The organism is Psychrobacillus insolitus (genome assembly GCF_003254155.1).
Lineage (GTDB): Bacteria > Bacillota > Bacilli > Bacillales_A > Planococcaceae > Psychrobacillus > Psychrobacillus insolitus.
Genome location: NZ_QKZI01000005.1, coordinates 47,122 through 69,401 on the forward strand (window position 1 = coordinate 47,122; position 22,280 = coordinate 69,401).

Genomic DNA, 22,280 nt, shown 5'->3' on the forward strand with positions numbered 1-22,280 from the left:
TTACCCATTTGACCCCGAGGGGCAAGGCGCTGTAGCTAGACAGATACCAAGTGAACGAGCGCGTTGTCTATTTTTATAGACAATGCGCTCTTTTACTTACTTACCAATGCATATATACAAGTATCTCTAAGTGTTTTTCCATCTGCAGATAAAGCGTCGTTTCTTAATATCCCTTCTACCGAGAAACCTGCTCTTTCTGCCACAGAACGACTTCTTACATTTTCACTATCACATCGAACTTCGACTCGATTGGCTTTTAGATCTTTGAATGCAAAGTCAGTAATAGCCAAGTAAGCTTCCGTCATTAAGCCTTTTCCTTCAAACTTACTATCAATCCAATAGCCAATTTCAAACTTCCGCACATCCCAATCGATACGATGCAGCCCTGAAGAACCTACAAACTCTCCCGTTTCTTTTAAAAACATATGAAGCCGTAAATCTTTTCGGGTCACAAAATCAGCAATTGCTTGGCGCAGATTAATTGTCGTTTGTTCTAGTGTTTGCTTATCTCGAGCCCACGGCATCCATTCTTTTAATGCATCATGAGAGTTCATAACCGATTGCCATAGTACTTCCGCATCCTCTAACCTTGGAGCACGAATGATTAATCGCTCTGTTTGGAACTCCTCTGCAAATACCAATTCTCCGGCCACTACTTGTTTTTGGTGACCATCGTCATCCCACTTAACTGGTGTTGCCGTCCCTTTTAAAAAATCTTCTCTCGTCATGCCATAAGTTACTGCGTCATAATAAGAGTTTTCTTTTGGAGAAAACCACGCTTGCCTTAGCTGTGCCTCTTTCACAAAGCCAGCTCTTTCAAATGTTTTGCGCATCGCAAAATTATCTTGTCTCGTATGACCTTCTAAACGAATCTTCTCAACAGGTAATTGGAAGACATATTCCGTCACTCTTTTCAGTGCACGTGGACCATATCCCTTTCCACGAGCTTGATCTGCAATTCGTAAATCGAAAAGTGGAATATCGTCTTGTAGATCATATATTTTAACAATCCCAACTTTATCACTTTCTTCATTCTCTACCCAAAAAGTTTTCACTTCATCTGATTGATATCCACCTTCGACAATCGTCTTTTCAATCAACTCTCTTACAGGGTGAGCGCTACCATGAAAAGGCCATGTATTCGTCGTCATAAAATGGATGAGCTGTTCTTGCTCTTCCATCGTCCACTCAGTTAGCTTCATCGTTATCCCTCCGAACGCGTTACTTATGAACTCGTAATAATCGTAATGAATTTAATACTACGAGAAGTGTTGCTCCCATGTCTGCAAAGATAGCAATCCATAATGTTAACATTCCTGGGATGATAAGTAATAGTGCGATAATTTTTAATCCTAATGCAAACATAATATTTTCTTTAATAATATGCAATGCTTTTCGGCTTAATCGAATCGTATATGGTAGTTTTTCCAAATCATCTGCCATTAGTGCAACATCTGCAGTTTCAAGTGCCGCATCTGTTCCAGCACCACCCATTGCAATCCCAACTGTTGAAGCTGCAAGTGCTGGAGCATCATTTACACCGTCTCCAACCATAGCAACTGCTCCGTACTTCTCTTTAAGCGCTTTAATCGCTGTCAATTTTTGTTCTGGCATAAGCCCAGCTTCTACATCTGTCATACCTAACCTTGAAGCGATCGCTTTTGCCGTCCGTTCATCGTCACCTGTCAGCATCACTGTATGCTTGATACCTGCTGCTTTTAATTCTTTCAATACATGACTGCTCGTTTCACGAATTGGGTCAGCTACGGCTATATATCCTTTGTATACACCATCCACAGCAGCAAGCATCACTGTATTTCCTTCTGTTTGAAGCTGTTCAATTGTATGAATCACTTGATCCGACACTGTACTAATGGAAGAAATCCAAGAAACACTACCAACGGACCAGTTTTCCCCATCAACACTACCTTCTGCTCCTTTTCCAGTTACAGACTGAAAATCATCTACTTCTACAGGATGCATATGTGATTTTGCTCCATATTTCACAATCGCTTTTGCTAAAGGATGTTGAGAGTAAGTTTCAATCGACATGACTTTTTGTATGAAGTCATCTTTAAATTCGGCTTCTACATAAGTTACTTCTGGATATCCTTTTGTTAATGTACCAGTTTTATCAAAAGCAATTGCTTGTAAACGTCCAATTTCCTCTAAGTGGATCCCACCTTTAATGAGTACCCCTTGTTTAGCTGCGTTCCCAATCGCAGTCACAATTGCAACTGGAGTAGATACAACTAATGCACATGGGCATCCTACTACTAATACCGCTAAGCCTTGGTAAATCCACGTTTGCCAATCTGCTCCGAATAATGGAGGCAAGAGTGCAACTAGAAAAGCGATCACAATGATTGCCGGTGTATAATACTTAGCAAATTTATCTACAAATTTTTGTGAAGGTGCTTTTTCTGCTTGCGCTTCTTCTACTAAATGTATAATTTTCGCAATTGTTGTATCTTCTACGCGTTTCGTCACTTTTACTTCTAATGATCCTTCTTCATTTAACGTACCAGCAAACACTTCGTCGCCAACTGTTTTAACTGCCGGTACAGACTCACCTGTAATTGATGCTTGGTTAACAGCGGAATTCCCTTTTAAAACAATTCCATCCATCGCAATCTTCTGGCCAGGCTTCACAATGAGCACATCGTTGATCTGGATAAACTCTGTATCAACTTCTACCAATTGACCCGCGCGACGAATCGTTGCACTTGGTGGTGCTATATCTATTAGCTGACTAATAGATTGACGCGCTTTATTCATCGAGTAAGCTTCTAAAGCTTCACTTACGGCGAATAAAAAGACGACAACTGCCCCTTCTCGCCATTCCCCAATAATTGCAGCTCCAATAATTGCGATAGTCATGAGCGTCTTCATATCAAAGTAAAAACGTGATAAATTGATCAGTCCACCTTTGAACATGTCATAGCCACCTACAACAATGGATACCACGAACAATCCAATCGCTAACGGATGTGTCTCTTCATATATAAAAGATGCAATAATCCCAATTACTAAAAATACGAACGAGATTGCAGTTAACACATTTTCTTTTCTTTTAAAAAACGGAATTTTTTCTTCTTTCCGGCGATTAATAGGGGCCACTTTAATACCATCGAAAGCTCCCGCTTTTTCTATATCTTCTACTGTTACGTCACCAACAACAGACACTTTGGAAGCACCGAAATTAACGATGGCTTCTTCTACAGCAGGGAGATTTTTAATATTATTTTCAAACTTCATTGCACAGCTGGCACATGTAAGATTTTCTAATCGGTATTCATTCTTAGCCGCTTTCTCCACTTTTCTCACCCTCTTCTATCACGTGTTCATACGCGATTTTCACTAATTCGTTGACGTGATGGTCTGCTAATGAATAATAAACTAGCTTTCCTTTTCTACGAGATTTCGCTAAAGATAAATCTCTCAAAAACCGTAAGTGATGCGATGCTGTGGCTGTTGAGGAACCTATGATTTCACTCACATCACATACACAAAGCTCGTCTTCTATTGTTAATGCATACGCTATTTTTAGTCTCGTTTCGTCTGCAAGTGCTTTAAAAATTTGAGCAACCTTTGTAACATCCGGCAACTGCTTCTTAACCGCGACTACTACATCTTCATGTATTATTGTTACTTCACACATATCTTGTTTTGGCACTTTCTCACCTCATTCAAACGGTCATTTGATTGTTACTTTTATTATATGTTCAAACTATTCAAAAAGCAATGACATTCAAACGAGCATTTGAATGTTCTTTGTAGATTGGATTTTTTGACCGAATAGATTTTTGTGTGACCGGATAGGCGTGAGTTGTGACCGGATAGATTTTTTTATGACCGTATAACCGCATTTATTGTCCATATCGTTTTTTTCTACATAAAAAAGCGACCACTTCTCATACGAAGTGATCGCTTTTTTATGTGATTACTAATTTTCACCAACAATTTTTACTTCTAACTCTAATTCCACACCGAAATTTTCTTTGACTACTTTTTTCACCATTTCAATTGTGTTAATGTAGTCGGTAGCAGTAGCATTGTTTTTATTGACGATAAAACCTGCGTGCTTCATCGAAACTTCTGCTCCTCCAAAGCCTTTTCCTTGTAATCCACTATCTTGGATTAACTTGCCTGCGAAATTACCTGGAGGACGTTTGAACACACTTCCCGCTGAAGGATATTCAAGTGGTTGCTTTGATTCTCGTTGAAATGTTAAATCTGCAATTTTCGCATCAATTTCTTCTTGAATCCCTTTTTGCAGTTCAAATTCAGATGACAATACATAGTACCCTTTTTTGGTAACAATACTTTTACGATAACCAAGTTCTAAGTCTTCTTTTGAAAGAATCAGTGTTTCCCCACTTGGTGTAAGTACAGTAGATTGATAGATGACGTCTTGAATTTCTCCACCGTATGCACCAGCATTCATCGCCATTGCACCACCGATAGAACCCGGAATTCCACATGCAAACTCTAGACCTGTCAGCGATTCTTTCGCAACTGCCTTCGATACATCGATAATATCAGCGCCACATTCTGCAATTACTCTATTCCCATTAATCGTGATCTTGTTTAATTTTTCCAAACGAAGGACAATCCCACGAACTCCGCCATCTCGAACGACCATATTAGAGCCGTTACCAATGAGCAATATTGGTATTTTGTTTTTATATGCATATTGTACAACAAATGCAGCCTGATCTTCTGTTTCAGGAGTTACAAATAAATCTGCAACGCCGCCCATTCTAGTCATCGTATGCAAACTGAGTAACTCATCTATTTTTACGTTCTGAGGGTCTAACTTTTTTATCAAATCTTCGCTCCATTGTTGTTTAGTCAAAAAAGACAAATCCTTTCTTTATTAACTTTTACCCTTACATAGTATGCAACCTCGCATCTATTTTATCAAGTAAAAACCTTACAACCATTCTTTAGACCAAGATTCGATTCCACCAACTACATCTTTTAGCGCATATCCCTTATCTGTTAAATTATATTCCACGCGTACTGGTACTTCAGAGAAAACAGTTCTTACTACAATACCCTCTTTTTCAAGCTCTTTTAATCGTTCTGACAATAGACGACCACTTATAGGAAGAGACGACTCAATTTCGTTAAATCGCTTAGCTCCATCTATTAATTGATACACAATCAATGCTGTCCATCTTTTTCCTAGCAAATCCATCGCCTTCGATAAACGTGGACATAATAACGTTTCTTTCATCTGTTTCACCTCATTCTTTTAGTATTGTACTCCTATATTAAGAAATTGTAAATTTAAAGTAACTTAATTACTTGACGTAACCTTTATATTAAATTATATTAAGTTACATAAAGTAAGCAAACATTTATCTCTTCCTAAATAAGGGAAAAGATAAATGTTTAGTAATTTACTTGTTTTGAAATAAAATATCTTGATTTCGAAGTAATTGTGTTTTATACTAATAATAATAAAAAACATTTCTTAGGAGGAAATTACAAATGACAAAATTTAATCTTGACGCTGCACACTCTAGTATCGATTTTTCCGTGAAACACATGATGGTTTCTAAAGTAAAAGGAACTTTCACAAACTTCACAGCTGAAATTGAAGCAAATCTTGAAGATTTAACTGGGGCTACTATTAGTTTTGATATTGATGTAAAATCGATCAATACAAATAACGAAGATCGTGACAACCACTTACGTTCTGGCGATTTCTTTGATGTAGAAGGATTCCCAAGCATTAAGTTTGTTGCTACTGACATCAAAAAAACAGATGATGGTGAATATGATGTAACTGGTGATATCACGATCAAAGATGTTACAAAACCAATCACTTTTGAAGCTGAATATGGCGGTAAAGGTACTAACCCATGGGGCCAAGAAGTTGTTGCTTTCTCTGCTAACACTAAAATCAGCCGTAAAGAATTCAATTTAACTTGGAACCAAGCATTAGAAACTGGTGGCGTTTTAGTTGGAGACGATATCAAAATTACAATCGAAATTCAGTTAAATCCTGCTGGGTAATCTAAAATCATCTGAATCAAGGCTATCCTAGAACTCTAGGATAGCTTTTTTTTATATATGGACTTTTACGGTTCGGTTTTGACAAAATAAACGGGTTGTACAATATAAGGCGTTGGTGAGAAAATCCTGATCCACGCTGATTTCGTTACGAGCGGACGCTTTCCGTGGGGCGTGCGGTGAGCCTCCTCGTCGCGAAAACCGCGCTCCTGTGGGGTCTCACCTGTCACGCTAATCCCACTGGAGTCGCCGCTCATAACGAAATCAGCAAAGAAAATATAGGGAACTTAAGTTCAAATTGATATAGAAAACAAGACTTGAAAAACTACAAAAAAAGACTGCCGAAAAATCAGTTTTACTGACTTCCTGGACAGTCCCGCTATAAATAAATTATAGCAGACTAAAATTCTTCTTCAACGTCATTTGACAAAGAACCAATAAACGAGAAAGACAGTAAAGGAGCTACGCGACTGTGTCACGTAGCTTCTTTACTGTCTTCTATCATCCTATTACTATTGATTGTCCTTCGCTTCCTTAAAAATAGAAAGAAAAAGCCGAATCCTTTTGGAAATAAGAAGGGAGATCCTTTTCTAAGTAGAAAAGGATCTCCTAACAAAAAACTTTTAACAATCCAACATTTTCTCTAGATGCTTGATAGTTGGAGTTAAATTTGCAAAAAAGTAAGCTTCTTTAAGTCTTCTTGCTGAGGGACTTACTTTTAAATAGGCAGCACTTCCATTGTGAAGCATAGCTGCTTGCACAGTTTCAAGTGTTAAGTAAACCATTGATAATCTAACTTTTGCAATTTCTTTCCAATCTAAATCATCTGATTGAATGAGTACATCTAAATCTTGTTCAAATTTAACTTTCGCTTCTTCTAAATCATTCGGTTGGATTCTTAAAAATTGATTGCATCCATTTTGTCTATTACACGCTTTTTCAATTGATTGAATAGAAGCTTCCACCACACCAAATCCCAGTGGAATTTGATAAGCAATAAATGTAGGTTTGATCTTTTCCACAAATGCATCTGCATCTTCCGAAATTACTAGCTCAGTTGGGACAAAGACATCTTTAAACACACAAGCATATGTTGCACTTCCATTTAACCCCAGATATTCGGATTTTTCTTTCAAAGACAATCCTTCTGAATTACAAAAAATAAAACACATTACCCGTTCAGAGTCGTTTAGAGCAGCAATAGCTCCGAATCCATGAGTTTCTCCTAAATTAGAAACAGATGGGAGGACTCCTGAAATGCGGTATCCTCCATCTACTTTCTCCGCTTTTAAGTGAAGATTTTCTAGTCCTGCATAAAACTTCATGGGATTAGAGAGCCCTGTTCCAGCAAGTAACTTTCCATTTTCTAACGAGGCCAATAAAGCCTCCTGCAGTAAAACATTTTCCGATTTCCGGACATATGTTAGTGCAGCTAGGTGACACCATAAACAAAAAGCAGTCGTCATACACGTTTTCGCCGTTTCAGACACTATTAACAATTCCTCTGAAAGAGTTTCTTTCTGCGTACGACCGTTAGATGAAAGAAGTCCTGATTCACCAAGTTTACGTAAGAATGACTCCGCATAAAAAGCGTCCAAATCAATTTTTTTTACGTATGGTTTCAGTTCTTGCTCAATTAAATCCTTGAGGACTTCATTTTTATCTACTATGCTTTTTGTCATGATGATCACTCCCAAATCTATTATTTTCCTAGAATTTCTGTAATTGCATCGATTGGTGTGTCTACTGCTACGCGAGCACGTTTTACAGCTGATTCATCCGGCGCATCGTAGAAACATAAACATTTACTCATATCTTCACATACGTAAGTTCTTGCAAATTGTACTTCCGGAACTTCTTCATAGTGAACAGAGTTTTTCTTTTTACGTGCAAGGTATTGGTCCATTGTAATATTTTCTGGAATATTCCATTCTACTAAGTAATTCACTACTTCTTTATTTTGTTTTACTTTTTCTAACTCGTCGCCAACAAGACGAACATCTTTCACTAGTTCAATAGAAATTCCTGCTTCTTTTATTACGCTAGTTGCTATTTCTTCATTTTCTGATTCTACAATAAAGAAAGAACGTGAGAAATCTTTTGACACCTGTACTTCGATTAATGAAGCTTCTTTTTCTCCAAGAAGACTTTGAATGTCAGTTGCTTTTTGATTTACCTCTTCTTTTGTACTTACAATTCCTGTTAGTGATGATTCAATTAGATATAAACTCATTTTAAAACCAACCTTTCCTATTTGTTTTATACACCTTGTGGTTATCTTATAATAGTTAGTTAGAAAAAGCAACCTATTAATTATATTATTTTGTTGTATAATTGGGAAAGGTCTTTATTTGAAAGGAATTTTAAAATGAAACAAAAATATAACCTTCCATGCAACATCGCACAATCACTTAATATTATCGGTGATCGCTGGACACTGCTAACTATCCATGAAATTATGATAGGAAATACTACGTTTAACGAAATCAAAAGAGCGCTAAACGGCATTTCACCTAATGTATTATCCGAACGACTCAAACTAGTTGAATCACAAGGTCTCGTCCAATCAGAATTGTATTCAGAGCACCCTCCACGTTATAAATACACACTTACTAAAAGTGGAGAGGATTTAGAATTTGTTCTACACGCACTAGTCATTTGGGGTAGTGAGCATTTGGATCCTTGCTATAAAAAGCTGATCGATAGTAAAACCGGTGATGAAGTAAAACTAGCTTATTACTCAACAAATTCAGGTGAAATTGTTCAAGATATTAAAGCAGTAAGTATAGAAGAGCAACCTAGTAAACTTTTTACGTGAATAGATTACGATGAAATACCCCAGTGACTGCCAACCCAGCGCTCAAATAAAGATATAAGACGATCAAGGATAAAACCTAGTAGTCCAATAAAAATAATACCCGCAAGTACACCCGAAAGATTCAACGTATTACGTGCATCAACAATTAAGAAGCCGAGGCCGGATTGCGCACCAACCATTTCACCAGCAACTAAAAAGATCCATGCAGACCCTAACGCTAAGTGAAGTCCACTAACAATAGAGGGAAACGCTGCTGGGAAAATAATTTTTACCATTAGCTCCAGTCGGTTCATCTCCATATTTTCAGCAATTTTCAAATAGTTTTTATCTACTTTTTTAACACCAGCAACTGTCGTCAAAAGTACAGGGAAAAAAGCCGCAATAAAAATAATAACAATTGCTGGCATATTCCCAATACCAAACCAGAGTACAATAAATGGTGACCAAGCAATCGGTGACACTGGTCTCAATACTTGTATAATCGGATCCACTATCTGCCATATCCTTGGCATTCTCCCAAGAAGCATACCAAGAATAACTGCAGGGATAATTGCAAGTAAGTATCCTGCAGCAAACCTTCCAAGGCTAACCTGCAAATGCACCAATAGTGTTCCATCTACAATCATCTCAATAATTGTATGAGCTACATTAACTGGTGATGGTAGCAATGCTTCTGGATAATCTCCAATAATTTTAATTATTTGCCATACCAAGAGAAGAATTAACATCCCTATGCTAAAGTTTAGTATCTTCTTTCCTAAGTTCATAAGTTCACGACGCCCCATCAATAAATGTATTATCTACAAAGTTTTTATAAGTAGGTGGATTATCTGAAATACCCATCTCCACCATGAAATCACTTAACTTGTTGTACTCTTCCTCGTCCACGCGCAACTCATCATACGAAATCCATTGCATAGAAAGTTCCAACACTGCTCTATCTACTTTCATAAATTTACTAAAGGCATCATACACTTCATCGCCCTTTAGATCTGCTTGTTTACCTAATGCAACATATTCATTCACAAATGACTGCACCACTTCTTTGTTATTACGAATAAAATCGGTGTGTAATACGATAATACAGCAATAAGAATTTGGCCATATTTCATCGGAATGAGCATGCACTTTTCCTTTTTCCATAGCAACTGCAATTGCTCCGAACGGTTCTGCAACAACGTACCCAGCAATTCGATTTTCAGATAGTGCAGCAGGCATTTCTGCAGGTGTCATTTCTACAACATTTACATCATCATAGGACATTCCATTTTTCTTCAGCATCTCATTCAACAAAATATTATGAGAAGAAAATTTATGTGGAATAGCGTATGTTTTATCTTTTAAATCTGCAGTTGTTTGTATATCATTTGAAGAAATAAGTACATTTCCATCTTTATGAGCTAAAGCGACTGTTTGTAAATCAATTCCTAATTCATTTGCTTTCATCGCCAATTCAGCTAGTACAGAAGCTCCGTCGATTCTGCCTGTATTCAATGCATCCATCAAATCTGGCCATGACCCGAACTTTACTAACTCCACTTGATACCCATCGTACTGTCCGTTATGTAAATGATCACCTAAAAAAAGTGGCCCCGCATGGGTAATGGGTAAATAACCGATTTTAATGGTTGGGTTATCTTCACTAGATTGTTTAGATGGTGAGCATGCAGTTAAAAACATCATCACAATTACTAGAATGCAAAGAAACTTTTTTTTCATGTATAACCCTCCTTTAAATCATGTATTCAGGCGCTTTATTCGTGCCACTTAGTTCAAATTGTTCTAAGATCTTTTTCCGGTAATACAGGAAATCTCCTTGTGTACGATCACGTGGTTTAGTTTGTTGAATCTCAAGCTCTTTAAAAATTCTACCGGGATGTGAACTCATAATTAGTACACGATCGGAGAGGTAGACTGCTTCATCAATGTCATGTGTGACTATTAAAATGGTTGTTTTCATCTGTGTTTGTATGCGTAATAATTCATCTTGTAGATGATAGCGATTAAATGTATCCAATGCCGCAAATGGTTCGTCCATTAATATTACGTCCGGCTGCATTGCAAAAGCACGAGCAATTGCTACGCGTTGCTGCATCCCTCCAGAAAGCTCATGCGGAAACTGATGTAAATATTGCTCTAATCCTACTAACTTGATTGCATCCATTACACGTACCTTTTTTTCATCCTCGGGAATGTTTTCGCCTTCTAATCCTAGCCCTACATTTTTCAATACGGATCTCCAAGGAAGTAAATTATGTTGTTGAAAAAGCGTTACACATTTCTTTGTTGGTCTCTGTACTAATTGATTATCTAAATATACAGTGCCTTCCTCTGCTTTCAAAAACCCACCAACTATATGAAGTAATGTACTTTTCCCACAACCACTTTTTCCAAGTAAAGTAACAATTTCACCTTTTTTCATATCAAATGAAACTTGATCAAGCACATTTGTAGGTTTTCCATTGTTTGTAAAGGTTTTTGTAACTCCAGAAACACTTATCATTTGTTCGGCCATCATGCACCGCTCCTTCTTTTATCTACTTAACTATTCCTATTTACTTAGTAGGTATTAAGTTAGTTTATTATACTAAGTAAAAAAAAACAACCATAATATTTATAATCTTTCATAAAGTGAAACTTCAATCAGTGGGGGGTTCTTCATCCCTCCCTGATTGTTAGTTGAACCATTCGGGCGTTTACGGGCAAGTATGATCTTCCACTTACGCTTATGCGCTTGGCCAAGCCTTGAAGTGGGATTCTTACTGCCCGTTAATGCGGGATAAATTAATAGCTGTGCTGCCCTCGTATAACCTATATTATCTTCCCAGAATGAATTATTCTACCCTCTCATTCGCTTCTCTTCACTTGTCTCGTTTACAATAGAAGTAAGAAGTAAGTAATAAATAATTAGGAGCAAATCATGCAAACATCTACGAAAGAGTTTTTCCAATTACTTAAGAGCCTTAAATGGCCGATGAAAATAACTATACTCGCTATTGTTTTATCTCTCGTTAGCACCGTTATCGGATTAATTGTTCCACTAGTTACGAAAGATTTAGTCGATACGCTAACAACTGCTGCATTTAACTGGAAAATGATTGCTTTATTGCTTGTTGTCTTTCTTTTACAAGCGATTTTCGGTGGATTTTCATTTTACTTATTGTCCTATATTGGAGAATATATCGTGGCGGATCTACGCAAAAAGCTATGGAGTAAAGTATTACATCTACCTGTAACCTACTATGATGAAAATGAAAGCGGCGAAACAATGAGCCGCATTACGCAGGATACTACTACATTAAAGTCACTCATTACGGATCATTTGGTGAATTTTGTGTCTGGGGTCATTACGATTATTGGTTCCGTCATTATTTTATTTTTTATTGATTGGAAAATGACGTTAATCATGCTTGTTAGTGTTCCACTTAGCGTAGCTATCATGATTCCACTTGGCTCGAAGATGCACAAAGTGTCTAAAGCTACCCAAAAAGAAATGGCTTCATTTTCAGGACTATTAGGACGAGTGCTATCCGAAATCCGTTTAGTCAAATCGTATCGAGCTGAAAAAACAGAAACAACTAGCGGAAATGATGCGATTCAAAACTTATATCGGTTTGGATTAAAGGAAGCGAAAATTCAAGCGTTCATTTCTCCTTTTATGACGCTTATTATGATGGCTATTCTTGTTACTATTTTAGGTTATGGGGGGTTACAAGTATCTAAAGGAATATTGTCTGCCGGCGATCTTGTTGCTATTATCTTTTATTTAGTCCAAATTATTGTTCCGTTCGCTCAAATGGCAACATTTTTTACTTCATTCCAAAAAGCTGTTGGAGCAACGGAACGTATTCAAGATATATTCCATATGGACAGTGAAACCATTGACACGACGGAGAAGCAACTATTAATGGATGGTGTAATAACTTTTGAAAATGTTCACTTTTCATATGGTCCCGACAAAAAAATCATTGATGGCATTTCATTTGAAGCACATCCTGGAACTGTAACTGCATTTGTCGGTCCTAGTGGTGGTGGGAAAACAACGATTTTTTCATTGTTAGAAAGGTTTTACGAACCAAGTTCAGGAACAATCTTGTTCAATCACACACCGATCAAAGAACTCTCTTTACCGGCATGGCGCTCTAAAATTGGATACGTTTCACAAGAGAGTCCTCTTATGAGTGGTACCATTCTTTCGAATATGACTTATGGAATGACAGAAATCCCTCCATTAGAGAAAATAATCCAAGCAGCAGAAGCCGCAAATGCAGCTGGATTCATAGGAGAACTTCCTGACAAATACGATACACTTGTTGGAGAACGTGGCATCAAACTATCTGGTGGTCAACGCCAACGTATTGCGATTGCACGTGCACTCTTGCATAATCCGAAAATATTATTACTCGACGAAGCTACTTCTAACTTAGATAGTGGCTCGGAAACTTATGTACAAGAAGCTCTAGAACGTCTGATGAAAGGCCGTACCACTCTCATTATTGCGCACAGACTAGCAACAATCATTCATGCGGATCGAATCTTTTTCCTCGAGCAAGGGGAAATAACTGGAAGCGGTACACATGAAGAACTAATTGCTGAGCACGAACTATATAGAGAATTTACACATGGACAAGGGTTGTCGTAAATAACAAAAAGCTTGTAAAGGCACACTTTCGTTGGCCATTACAAGCTTTTTTGATCTCTCTTATAGATAATTCATTCAAAACTTAAACTGACTCTCATACAACCCATGATAAAATCCTTTTTGTTGCAATAGTTCTTCGTGCGTTCCCGACTCAATCAGTTCACCATGATGGATGACCAAAATTCGATCTGCATTTTCGATTGTTTTTAAACGGTGTGCAATGACAAAACTAGTACGCCCTTCTGATAAATGATTTAACCCTTGTTGAATTTCGATTTCGGTTCTCGTATCAATACTCGATGTAGCCTCATCTAGAATCAATATATCGGAATCTGCTAAAATCACTCGAGCAATTGCTAGTAATTGGCGCTGTCCTTGGCTTAAGTCTGACCCACCAGAAGTAATAAGTGTTTCATACTGACCCGGCAAATGCTTAATGAATCCATGTGCAGCAGCCATTTTTGAAGCGTTAATGACCTCTTCATCTGTTGCTTCTAGACGGCCATAACGGATATTCTCCATAATCGTACCTGAAAATAGAAACGTATCCTGAAGCACAATCCCAATTTTTTCACGCAGTTTGCTAATCTTATAGTCTTGAATATTTCGACCATCAATTTTAATAACACCAGAATCAATATCGTAAAAACGCATTAAAAGATTAATAATCGTTGTTTTACCGGAACCCGTTGGACCTACAAGTGCAATCTTCTCTCCTGCTTTTGCTTGGAAACTAATATTTTTCAAAATTTGCTTTCCATTTTCATAAGAAAAGTGAACATTTGAAAACTCAACTTCCCCTTTAAAGCAATCAATTCCAATTGCACTTTCTTTATCCGTCATATCTGGCATTTCATCCATAATTTCAAACACTCGCTCTGCTCCAGCTATTGCAGATTGAAACGTATTTAATAGTGTAGACAACTGATTTATCGGACGGAAAAATTGACGAGAGTACGTAACGAAAGCGGCAATTATTCCAACAGTGGCTATTTCTTGAACCGTCATAAGTGCACCAATCCCAATGAGTAATGCTAATCCAAGGTTGTTAATGAAGTTATTAATAGGTCCAAGAAATCCTGAAACAGTGTCGGCTGCTATCGCCGATTGACGTAGTCTTTCATTTACCACATCAAATTTCGTAAATGTCTTTTCTTCTTGCCCAAAGAGTGTAACAACTTCATTTCCTGAAATGGCTTCTTCTATAAAGCCGTTCAATTCACCCAAATCTCGCTGCCTTTTGATGAAATTGACTCTACTATACTTGATAATTTTTTTTGTTGTAAAAATAATCAAAGGAATGACTAACAGTGAAACAATAGCTAGTACCCAATTTAGCAGGAACATTGCAATCGTTACACCTGTCACCATAAGAATGGATGAAAATATTTGAATGACACTTTGACTAAGTGCATTATTCAAGCTCTCAATATCGTTCGTCACACGGCTCATCAGATCTCCATGTGTCCGTTTATCAAAAAACCGTAAAGATAAAGTCTGGAACTTATTGTACAGATCTTGGCGTAATACGCGAATCGTTTGAAGTGAAACTCGGACCATTAAAAATGTTTGTAACCAAGTAAAAATGGCGGCTGCAATATAAATAACTGCTAGCATGATTAATAATCGAAATGTACCATCGATATCCTTTGGGATGATGTATTGATCAATAATGAGTCCAATCATATACGGTACGAGTAAGTTCAACAATGTAGATATAATAACAAAAATAACCGCCGCAATCATTGCCACTTTTTGTTTTTCCATGTACCTCCAAATCCGCTTGATCGTTCCCTTTCTATCCTTCGCTTTCACAACCGGACCACCAAGTCCTCTTGGTCCACGTGCGCGCCCCATCACATTTGGTTTAGGTTGCGTAGATGCCTTATTCATAAAAGCACCTCCTTCCCACTTTGCGTTGCATAAATCCCTCGATAAACACTACTCTTTTCTAATAATTCTTCATGTTTCCCACTCGCTTCAATCATTCCATCATCGATAACGAGAATTTGGTCGGCATCAATAATCGATGAAACCTTCGATGAAATGATGAATACAGTTGTTTTGGAATGTTTTTGCTTTAATGCTTGTTGAACCGAAGCTTCCGATAATGCATCAATTGCTGAAGTGGAATCATCCAGAATTAGAATTTTTGGTTCACGTATAAAAGCTCGAGTCATCGATAGACGTTGTTTTTGACCACCAGATAGATTCGTTGCCCCCTGCATTAACTCATGAGCAAACTTCCCATCTAACTTTTCAATAAATTCCATGGCTGCTGCTGACTCGGCTGCTCCTTTCATCTCGTAGGCACTTGCATCTACTTTTCCGTAGCGTACATTTTCTTCAATAGAACCTGAAAACAACGTAACTTTCTGTTGTACAAAACCAATGGATTCTCTTAATCTTTCAAGAGAATATTCCTGGATGTTTACTCCATCAATTAGGATTGCTCCAGAGTCAGGATCATACAGGCGTGGGATCAGTTTAACAAGCGTAGATTTCCCACTCCCAGTTGAACCGATGATTCCAATCGTCTCCCCTGCTTTTGCAAGGAATGAAATTTTTTTCAATACATATTCTCCGTTTTTACTATAACTAAAATTCACTTCTCTAAACTCCACTTGCCCTTTAAATTCATGATTGGGAATTGGATTTTCAGGTTCGCTAATATCAATTTCTGTATCAAGCACCTGCACAATACGATTAGCTGAAGTAAAGGAACGAGTAATCTGCATTAGTACATGACTACTAGACATTAATCCATTCAAAATAATGTTCAAATAGTTAATAAAAGCTAAAATTACACCTACTTGAAGCGTTCCTTCATTCACCTTAATCGCACCCATCCACATACCAGCAACTACTCCAAGATTCACAATGAAAAGCATGATTGGCATAAGTGTCAGAATGACTTGCTCTGCTGAAGTATTTCGTTTCGTTAATGTATCATTTACTTCTTGAAACTTTTCTATTTCATAATCTTGTCGGTCAAATGCTTTAATCACTCGAATTCCAGCAAAAGTTTCTTGTAGCTTCGTATTTACCTGATCCACCGCTCTTTGGACTTTCGCAAATAGCTTCCCTGATTTAGTAGAGAAGTAATAAATAAGGAACATTAATATTGGAATTGCAACTAATAAAATCGGAAATAGTTCACGTGCTGTGAACCAAACGATTACGACTGAACCAATAAAAAACATGGGACCACGTACAAAAATTTTTAATGTCATCATTAATGCCTGCTGAACGGATGTAACGTCATTTGTCACAATTGTTATTAGTTTTCCAGCACCGAAAGCATCCGTGTTTTTACTTGAAAAATGTTCCGTCTTTTTAAATACATCTCTGCGTATATCCGCGGCAAAATTGACTGCTGCCCTCGTACTGTAAATGGAACTACCTACTCCACCTATTAAACCAATGATAGAAGTCACTAGCATCAATAGTCCAAGCTTGATAACATATGTACTGTCATTATTTGCGACACCATCATCAATGATGTGCTGCATAATCATTGGTTGCAGTAAATCCATTGATACTTCAATACACATTAGGAGCGGTCCTAAAATAGCAAATAAAGTATACGGCTTTATATACGGAAGTAATTTCTTAAGGGACTTCATTGCATCCCCTCCTTATTCGTTTTCTCTCTGTAAACGCTCTGTTGTTTCTTTTATGAAACCAATCAATTTTGCAGTGTCTTCTGGATTCCGTCTTGCTTGTTTTATTGCTTTTCGAACTTCAGCATCCCACTGTTCTATCGCAGCTTTTAATGCAATAGCCTCTTTGGAGTTTTGCCAAATCCACCGTTCTTTCCACTTTTCCCAGAACTCTCCTTCTCGTCGGCCCGCAAAATCTTCCAGTCGCTCTATTCCCTTTTCTTTTATTACATAAGTTTTCTTATTTGATGTAGGCTCTAGATCTATCATTTCCTGCTCCAGTAATTCTTGAAGTGCTGGGTAGACTGTGCCAGCACTAGCCGAATAGAGTCCGCCAGAACGATTTTCTAATTCCTTCATAACTTGATATCCATGCATCGACTCTTCTTTCAGTAAATGCAAAATCGCCAATTGCATAAATCCTCTCCGTTTTTTCAAGTAGAACCTCTCCTTTAACTATATCGATAATATTAATCGATACAGTTAAAAATAACAATAAGAAAACTGATAGAGCACTCTTTTCACATGGACGTTGCTTGTTCGCGTTGGACGAAAATTCCGCTAACTGTTTCGTTCATCCTGTCCCTATATCAGACTCAAATATTCCGCTGGTTTGTGGCAAACTCCTGAGCACGATACCAGGAGAGAACCCAAAAAATTGACTTACATGGCTGTGAATTATCAAAGACAAATTAGACATCTATCCTTGCTACACATTAAATATTTCTTTTTCAATTATTAATGGTGATTTATAAAATATAGCAAAATGACTATACGACTTATCCGAAAATAAGCGTCAAACGATACTTTCCTCCTGTTTTTGCACTTATTTTAAAATATGTCGTATGTGAGTTTTGCCCATTTATGATGTTGGGGATTATTTTTTTGGCAGGTTCGTTTGAAGGGTGCTTGGAAAACATCCACTTTTTTAGATAAGATAATAGAAAAGGGTAGGGCTCTGTTTAGAAGTGTCTCTAATAATGGAGCAGCATTCATCCAAGTAGAATAAATTTTTCTACTTCATATCTTTTAAAAAAGAAGTTATCCCAAAAGTACTGTTTGGGATAACTTCCACTCATTCTGCATATTCTATTTTTTCTAACGGCTCGTAAGCTGGACCTTCTATTACTTCTCCTGTGAAAGTATATCTGGACCCGTGACATGGACAATCCCACGAGCATTCTGCGTCATTAAATACAACATCGCATCCTAGATGGGTACATACTGGTTTAACCAAATATATTTTACCTGTCACATCTTTAAATGCACCAACCTTTTGGCCGTCTAGCTTTACAATATCTCCAGTTCCTAGCTGCAAATCGTTAAATAATACGTCAATTTTTTCAGTTTTCCCTTTGACAAGTTCTTTTGCAACACTAGCATTTATTTTAGTAAAGCTCTTAATATCTTCCTTTTTCATTTTCGAACGGATCGGGCTGTAAAGATCTGCGAAGCGATTGCCTGTGCCAGTCACATTAGCTACCATAATTTGAGCAGCGACCGTACTATTCGTCATTCCCCATTTTGCATATCCCGTTGCCACCAATACATCTGGTAGGCCTGACGTCATCGGCCCAACATACGGTAGCTCATCAAGCGTGACTAAATCCTGCGCAGACCAGCGATATGTATACTGTTTTATATTGAATTGTTCTCTTCCAAATGCTGCGAGTGCCTCATAATTAGCTGTTGTATCTCCTTCAAATCTGCCAGTTGTGTGTCCTTCTCCACCTATCAGTAAATACCTTCTCCCGTCCGCACCTAGAGCAGTTCGAATCGATCTTGTAGGTTTTTCTACATTAATATAGACTCCTTTTGGGTAATTTGCTTCTGCAGGTGCTGCTAGCGCATATGATCTTTCTGAATACATTCTCGTAAAATAAAGCCCATCTTCATCATTAAAAGGAAAGTGACTGCACACGAGTATTTTTTTTGCACGTATTTCATTGCCATCTACCATTTCCACTAAATTGGTGGAATGAATAGATTTCGCACGTGATTGTTCGTAAAACTGCACACCATTTTCTATCGCTTTCTTTATCAAGCCATTCGCATATTTTAATGGATGGAATTGCCCCTGGTTTTCTAGCTTAAGTGACTCTTTTACTGTATACGGAAGTCCTGTTTCCTTTGTGAGTGTTGCTCCCTCTATTCCAATTTTGTTGTAGGCTTCCATTTCTTTCTGTAATATATCTACTCCATCTTCTGTATCTGCATATAAAAAAGCATCTACTTTTTCAAAGTCACAATGGATTCCTAAATCCGATGCTGTTTGTTCGATAAAATGTAGAGCAGCTGTATTTGCTTCATAATATAATCTTGCCTGTTCTTCCCCAAATGTGTTGATTAGTTTTTGGTAAATTGGCCCATGCTGCGCCGTCACCTTTGCTGTTGTGAACCCTGTTGTACCTGTTAGTATCCTACTTCCTTCTACAACAATCACTTTACGTCCTAGTTTGCTTAGTAAATACGCTGCCGTAATTCCTGTCAGACCTGCCCCTATGATTGCTATATCAACTTCTATGTCTTCACTTAATTTCGGGAACATCTCAAAATCATTTGTCGCACGCCAATACGACTTCGATTCGCTTGGTAATATTTTGTCTGTCATGATTTTTCCTCCTTTTTCTACTAGTGTCTATCTATAATCGAAACTTTATTCAATTATTTCCGTATTACCGAAAAACAGTTTTAAAAGGAGGACAATATATCAAAAAAATCCTCTCCCTAATGAAAATGGGAGAGGATTTTATCATTTCTGACCGGATAATCGAATTTGCGACCGGATAAGTTATTTTGTGACCACATAGAATTTTTTCAGTCCGGATAGATTATTTTGTGACCGGATAGAACTCTTTTTTGACCGGATAACTTTATTCTGCAGAAGAAATGCCTTCTTCTTCCGCAACTTTATTCAAAGCACCAACAAATGCTTCCAAGGGTTGTGCACCAGAAATTGCATATTTGTCATTTAATACAAAAAACGGAACACCACGTACACCAATTTGTCCAGCACGTGTGATATCAGCTTGAACCTCTGTCAAATAAGCGTCTGAAGTCAATACTTTATTAGCTTCTTCTCTAGATAACCCAAGTGTTTCAATTAAATCAAGTAGTACATCATTCTTTCCAATCTCTTTTCCTTCAATGAAATAAGAATGAAGTAATAATTCGTTCGCTTCAGCAGCTTTACCTTGCGCAGATGCCCATTTTACTAAACGGTGTGCATCTAATGTGTTAGCAGGTTTCATAGCATCAAAATTGTAATCTAAGCCTACTGATTTGGCTTGCTCCACAACTTGAGCCGTCATTCCTTTCGCTGCTTCTACCGTAGAGCCATATTTCTCAGCAAGCACTTCATACATGCTCTTATCTGACGTCTTTGGAGAATGTGGATCTAACTCAAATGCTTTAAATTCAACTTCTGCTTTACCCTCAAAACCGGCTTTCTCTAGAGCCTCTTCTAATCGTCTTTTTCCTATATAACAAAACGGACATACAAAATCTGACCATACTTCAATTTTCATCTCGATCACCTCACATATATTGTATAGAGTCTATCACATCAATTCAAAATAATTGCTTATGAGAAAAGCGCAAGCGCCTGTCACTGCGTAAGGCAGGCTAGAAGAATGAGTTATTCTCCCAAAACATAAAAAAAATGCCAAGGGAGAAAAAATTCCCTTGGCATGAATAATTTTAGTTTGTTAAAGCTTCTGTTAAAGCAGGTACTACTTGTTTTTTACGAGATACTACCCCTTTAAGTAAGGCGATATTATTGTCAAATTTCACATTAAATGCAGATTCTGCTTTTAGTGCTAATTTCCCAAGCGCTAGTGCTACGGAATCATTGTTTAAAATATCTGTTACGACAAAGAAGAATAGATCCAATTCTTTTTCTTGAATTTCACGAGTGATAAGCTCTTCTAGCTCTGCTTGACGATCCATTACATCATTTACGTCTACTGCATTAACCTGCGCGATGATTACTTTGTAATCGCCCATGCCGAATTCTTTTGCGTCGAGTGTTAGAAGATCTTCTAAACTCTTATCACTTAAATCTGCTCCCGCTTTTAGCATTGCTAGTCCATATTCCTCTACATCGACACCTGCAATTTTTTCAAGCTCACGTGCAGCTACAACATCTTCTTCTGTGCATGTCGGTGATTTGAATAAAAGCGTATCTGAAACAATCGCTGAAAGCATTAGTCCTGCAATACTTGATGGAATTTCTACGCCTTTTTCTTTAAATATTTTATTGATAATAGTTGCTGTACATCCAACTGGCTCTGCACGATAGTATAATGGATCTGCTGTTTCAAAATTTGCAATTCGGTGATGGTCAATTACTTCCATTACTTGTACTTCATCGATGCCATCTGCACTTTGTTGTTTTTCATTATGATCGACTAAGATTACTTTTTTTGCTTCATTTGCAACGCTCTCAATAATTCTCGGTGCTTCAAAACCGAATTTGTCTAAAGCGAATTTAGTTTCATTGTTTACTTCACCTAATGCAACCGCTTCTGCTTCTACACCAATTGCGTTTTTTAAATATGCGTATACAATCGCTGATGTAATTGTGTCTGTATCAGGGCTCTTATGTCCAAAAACTACTATTTTATCCAATGAATAGTCCTCCTAAAATTGATTTTCTCCATATATAATATCACAGATTTTACTACTCATTGAATAGTAAATTTGCTAATTCATGCTTTTGATGCAAGAAGTCCGCTAGTGTATATTGATCTAGGACTTTAAAATAAGCCTGTAACGCAAGATGTATTACTCCTTTTAATCCACATACTGGCGTAATCACACATGTATTCGTACTACAGTCAAAGCATTCCACCATATGAAAATCATCTTCTGTATGCCTTACCACTTGCCCTATATTAATCGTTTCTGGCTCCATCGCTAAACGAATCCCACCGCCACGCCCTCGAACTGATTCAATATATCCTAGTTTTCCTAACTCGTATGTCACTTTCATCAAGTGATTTTTTGAAATGCCATATGCATCTGAAATTGCTTGAATTGTTGAAAGTTCATTTGTTTTTTTTGCACCGAGGTATATCAACACTCGAAGTGAGAAATCTGTATACATAGTCAGTCTCATATAACCACCGCCAAT

Annotated in this window: 20 protein-coding genes; 3 read left to right on the plus strand and 17 right to left on the minus strand. The window is 37.5% G+C overall.

Annotation, left to right across the window (positions count from 1 at the left end):
* Positions 1 to 92: 92 nt before the first annotated feature.
* The 5 genes from C7437_RS11670 to C7437_RS11690 all read right to left on the minus strand — a co-directional run bounded on the left by C7437_RS11670 (position 93) and on the right by C7437_RS11690 (position 5,242).
* Positions 93 to 1,202, minus strand: a complete 1,110-nt coding sequence (locus C7437_RS11670; protein ID WP_111439913.1) for a GNAT family N-acetyltransferase — start codon at positions 1,200 to 1,202, stop codon at positions 93 to 95.
* A 19-nt stretch (positions 1,203 to 1,221) separates the two neighbouring features.
* Complete coding sequence (locus C7437_RS11675) at positions 1,222 to 3,318, minus strand: heavy metal translocating P-type ATPase (protein WP_281269954.1); 2,097 nt, start codon at positions 3,316 to 3,318, stop codon at positions 1,222 to 1,224.
* Complete coding sequence (locus C7437_RS11680; protein WP_281269955.1) at positions 3,302 to 3,676, minus strand: ArsR/SmtB family transcription factor; 375 nt, start codon at positions 3,674 to 3,676, stop codon at positions 3,302 to 3,304. Before C7437_RS11680 ends, C7437_RS11675 begins: the two co-directional genes overlap by 17 nt.
* A 270-nt stretch (positions 3,677 to 3,946) precedes the next feature.
* Positions 3,947 to 4,858 (minus strand): UDP-N-acetylmuramate dehydrogenase, encoded by a 912-nt coding sequence (gene murB, locus C7437_RS11685; protein ID WP_111439914.1) that lies wholly within the window; start codon positions 4,856 to 4,858, stop codon positions 3,947 to 3,949.
* A 78-nt stretch (positions 4,859 to 4,936) separates the two neighbouring features.
* A complete protein-coding gene (locus C7437_RS11690; RefSeq protein ID WP_111439915.1) occupies positions 4,937 to 5,242 on the minus strand; it encodes a winged helix-turn-helix transcriptional regulator in 306 nt (101 codons plus the stop codon).
* A gap of 257 nt (positions 5,243 to 5,499) precedes the next feature.
* On the opposite strand from C7437_RS11690, the gene C7437_RS11695 reads away from it, so the two are divergent.
* On the plus strand, positions 5,500 to 6,027 hold the full coding sequence (locus C7437_RS11695) for a YceI family protein (protein ID WP_111439916.1): 528 nt from the start codon (positions 5,500 to 5,502) through the stop codon (positions 6,025 to 6,027).
* 620 nt (positions 6,028 to 6,647) lie between these two features.
* Here the strand turns inward: C7437_RS11695 and C7437_RS11700 are convergent.
* Together C7437_RS11700 and C7437_RS11705 are read right to left on the minus strand one after the other, a co-directional pair.
* Positions 6,648 to 7,706 (minus strand): acyl-CoA dehydrogenase family protein, encoded by a 1,059-nt coding sequence (locus C7437_RS11700; protein ID WP_111439917.1) that lies wholly within the window; start codon positions 7,704 to 7,706, stop codon positions 6,648 to 6,650.
* A 20-nt stretch (positions 7,707 to 7,726) separates the two neighbouring features.
* The gene (locus C7437_RS11705; RefSeq protein ID WP_111439918.1) at positions 7,727 to 8,257 is read right to left on the minus strand and encodes a DUF4242 domain-containing protein; all 531 of its coding nucleotides are present in this window, start codon (positions 8,255 to 8,257) and stop codon (positions 7,727 to 7,729) included.
* 135 nt (positions 8,258 to 8,392) lie between these two features.
* Between C7437_RS11705 and C7437_RS11710 the strand changes: the two genes are divergently transcribed.
* A complete protein-coding gene (locus C7437_RS11710; RefSeq protein WP_111439919.1) occupies positions 8,393 to 8,842 on the plus strand; it encodes a winged helix-turn-helix transcriptional regulator in 450 nt (149 codons plus the stop codon).
* A gap of 5 nt (positions 8,843 to 8,847) precedes the next feature.
* Here C7437_RS11710 and C7437_RS11715 read toward each other — a convergent pair whose 3' ends face one another.
* Genes C7437_RS11715 through C7437_RS11725 form a run of 3 tightly spaced genes read right to left on the minus strand, consistent with a single transcriptional unit; the run spans position 8,848 to position 11,360 of the window.
* Positions 8,848 to 9,609: an ABC transporter permease gene (locus C7437_RS11715; protein ID WP_111439920.1), complete on the minus strand. Its 762-nt coding sequence runs from the start codon at positions 9,607 to 9,609 to the stop codon at positions 8,848 to 8,850.
* Between the two features lie 4 nt (positions 9,610 to 9,613).
* Positions 9,614 to 10,561: an ABC transporter substrate-binding protein gene (locus C7437_RS11720; RefSeq protein WP_111439921.1), complete on the minus strand. Its 948-nt coding sequence runs from the start codon at positions 10,559 to 10,561 to the stop codon at positions 9,614 to 9,616.
* 13 nt (positions 10,562 to 10,574) lie between these two features.
* Positions 10,575 to 11,360 (minus strand): ABC transporter ATP-binding protein, encoded by a 786-nt coding sequence (locus C7437_RS11725; RefSeq protein WP_425450567.1) that lies wholly within the window; start codon positions 11,358 to 11,360, stop codon positions 10,575 to 10,577.
* 402 nt (positions 11,361 to 11,762) lie between these two features.
* Here C7437_RS11725 and C7437_RS11730 point away from each other — a divergent pair, with 402 nt between their 5' ends.
* Entirely contained in the window at positions 11,763 to 13,484 is a 1,722-nt protein-coding gene (locus tag C7437_RS11730; RefSeq protein ID WP_111439923.1) for an ABC transporter ATP-binding protein, read from the plus strand.
* Between the two features lie 75 nt (positions 13,485 to 13,559).
* Here the strand turns inward: C7437_RS11730 and C7437_RS11735 are convergent, their stop codons facing one another.
* The 7 genes from C7437_RS11735 to C7437_RS11765 form a co-directional block, all read right to left on the minus strand.
* The gene (locus tag C7437_RS11735; RefSeq protein ID WP_111440036.1) at positions 13,560 to 15,341 is read right to left on the minus strand and encodes an ABC transporter ATP-binding protein; all 1,782 of its coding nucleotides are present in this window, start codon (positions 15,339 to 15,341) and stop codon (positions 13,560 to 13,562) included.
* 32 nt (positions 15,342 to 15,373) lie between these two features.
* Positions 15,374 to 17,110 carry an ABC transporter ATP-binding protein gene (locus tag C7437_RS11740; RefSeq protein WP_111439924.1) on the minus strand — a complete coding sequence of 579 codons (1,737 nt, stop codon included), beginning with the start codon at positions 17,108 to 17,110 and terminating at the stop codon, positions 15,374 to 15,376.
* Between the two features lie 12 nt (positions 17,111 to 17,122).
* Positions 17,123 to 17,584, minus strand: a complete 462-nt coding sequence (locus C7437_RS11745) for a PadR family transcriptional regulator (RefSeq protein WP_111439925.1) — start codon at positions 17,582 to 17,584, stop codon at positions 17,123 to 17,125.
* Positions 17,585 to 18,221: 637 nt separating this feature from the next.
* Positions 18,222 to 19,757: an FAD-dependent oxidoreductase gene (locus C7437_RS11750; protein ID WP_111439926.1), complete on the minus strand. Its 1,536-nt coding sequence runs from the start codon at positions 19,755 to 19,757 to the stop codon at positions 18,222 to 18,224.
* Between the two features lie 262 nt (positions 19,758 to 20,019).
* A complete protein-coding gene (locus C7437_RS11755) occupies positions 20,020 to 20,673 on the minus strand; it encodes a DsbA family oxidoreductase (protein ID WP_111439927.1) in 654 nt (217 codons plus the stop codon).
* Between the two features lie 172 nt (positions 20,674 to 20,845).
* On the minus strand, positions 20,846 to 21,775 hold the full coding sequence (locus tag C7437_RS11760) for a manganese-dependent inorganic pyrophosphatase (protein ID WP_111439928.1): 930 nt from the start codon (positions 21,773 to 21,775) through the stop codon (positions 20,846 to 20,848).
* A 52-nt stretch (positions 21,776 to 21,827) separates the two neighbouring features.
* Complete coding sequence (locus C7437_RS11765; protein WP_111440037.1) at positions 21,828 to 22,265, minus strand: Rrf2 family transcriptional regulator; 438 nt, start codon at positions 22,263 to 22,265, stop codon at positions 21,828 to 21,830.
* Positions 22,266 to 22,280 lie beyond the last annotated feature (15 nt).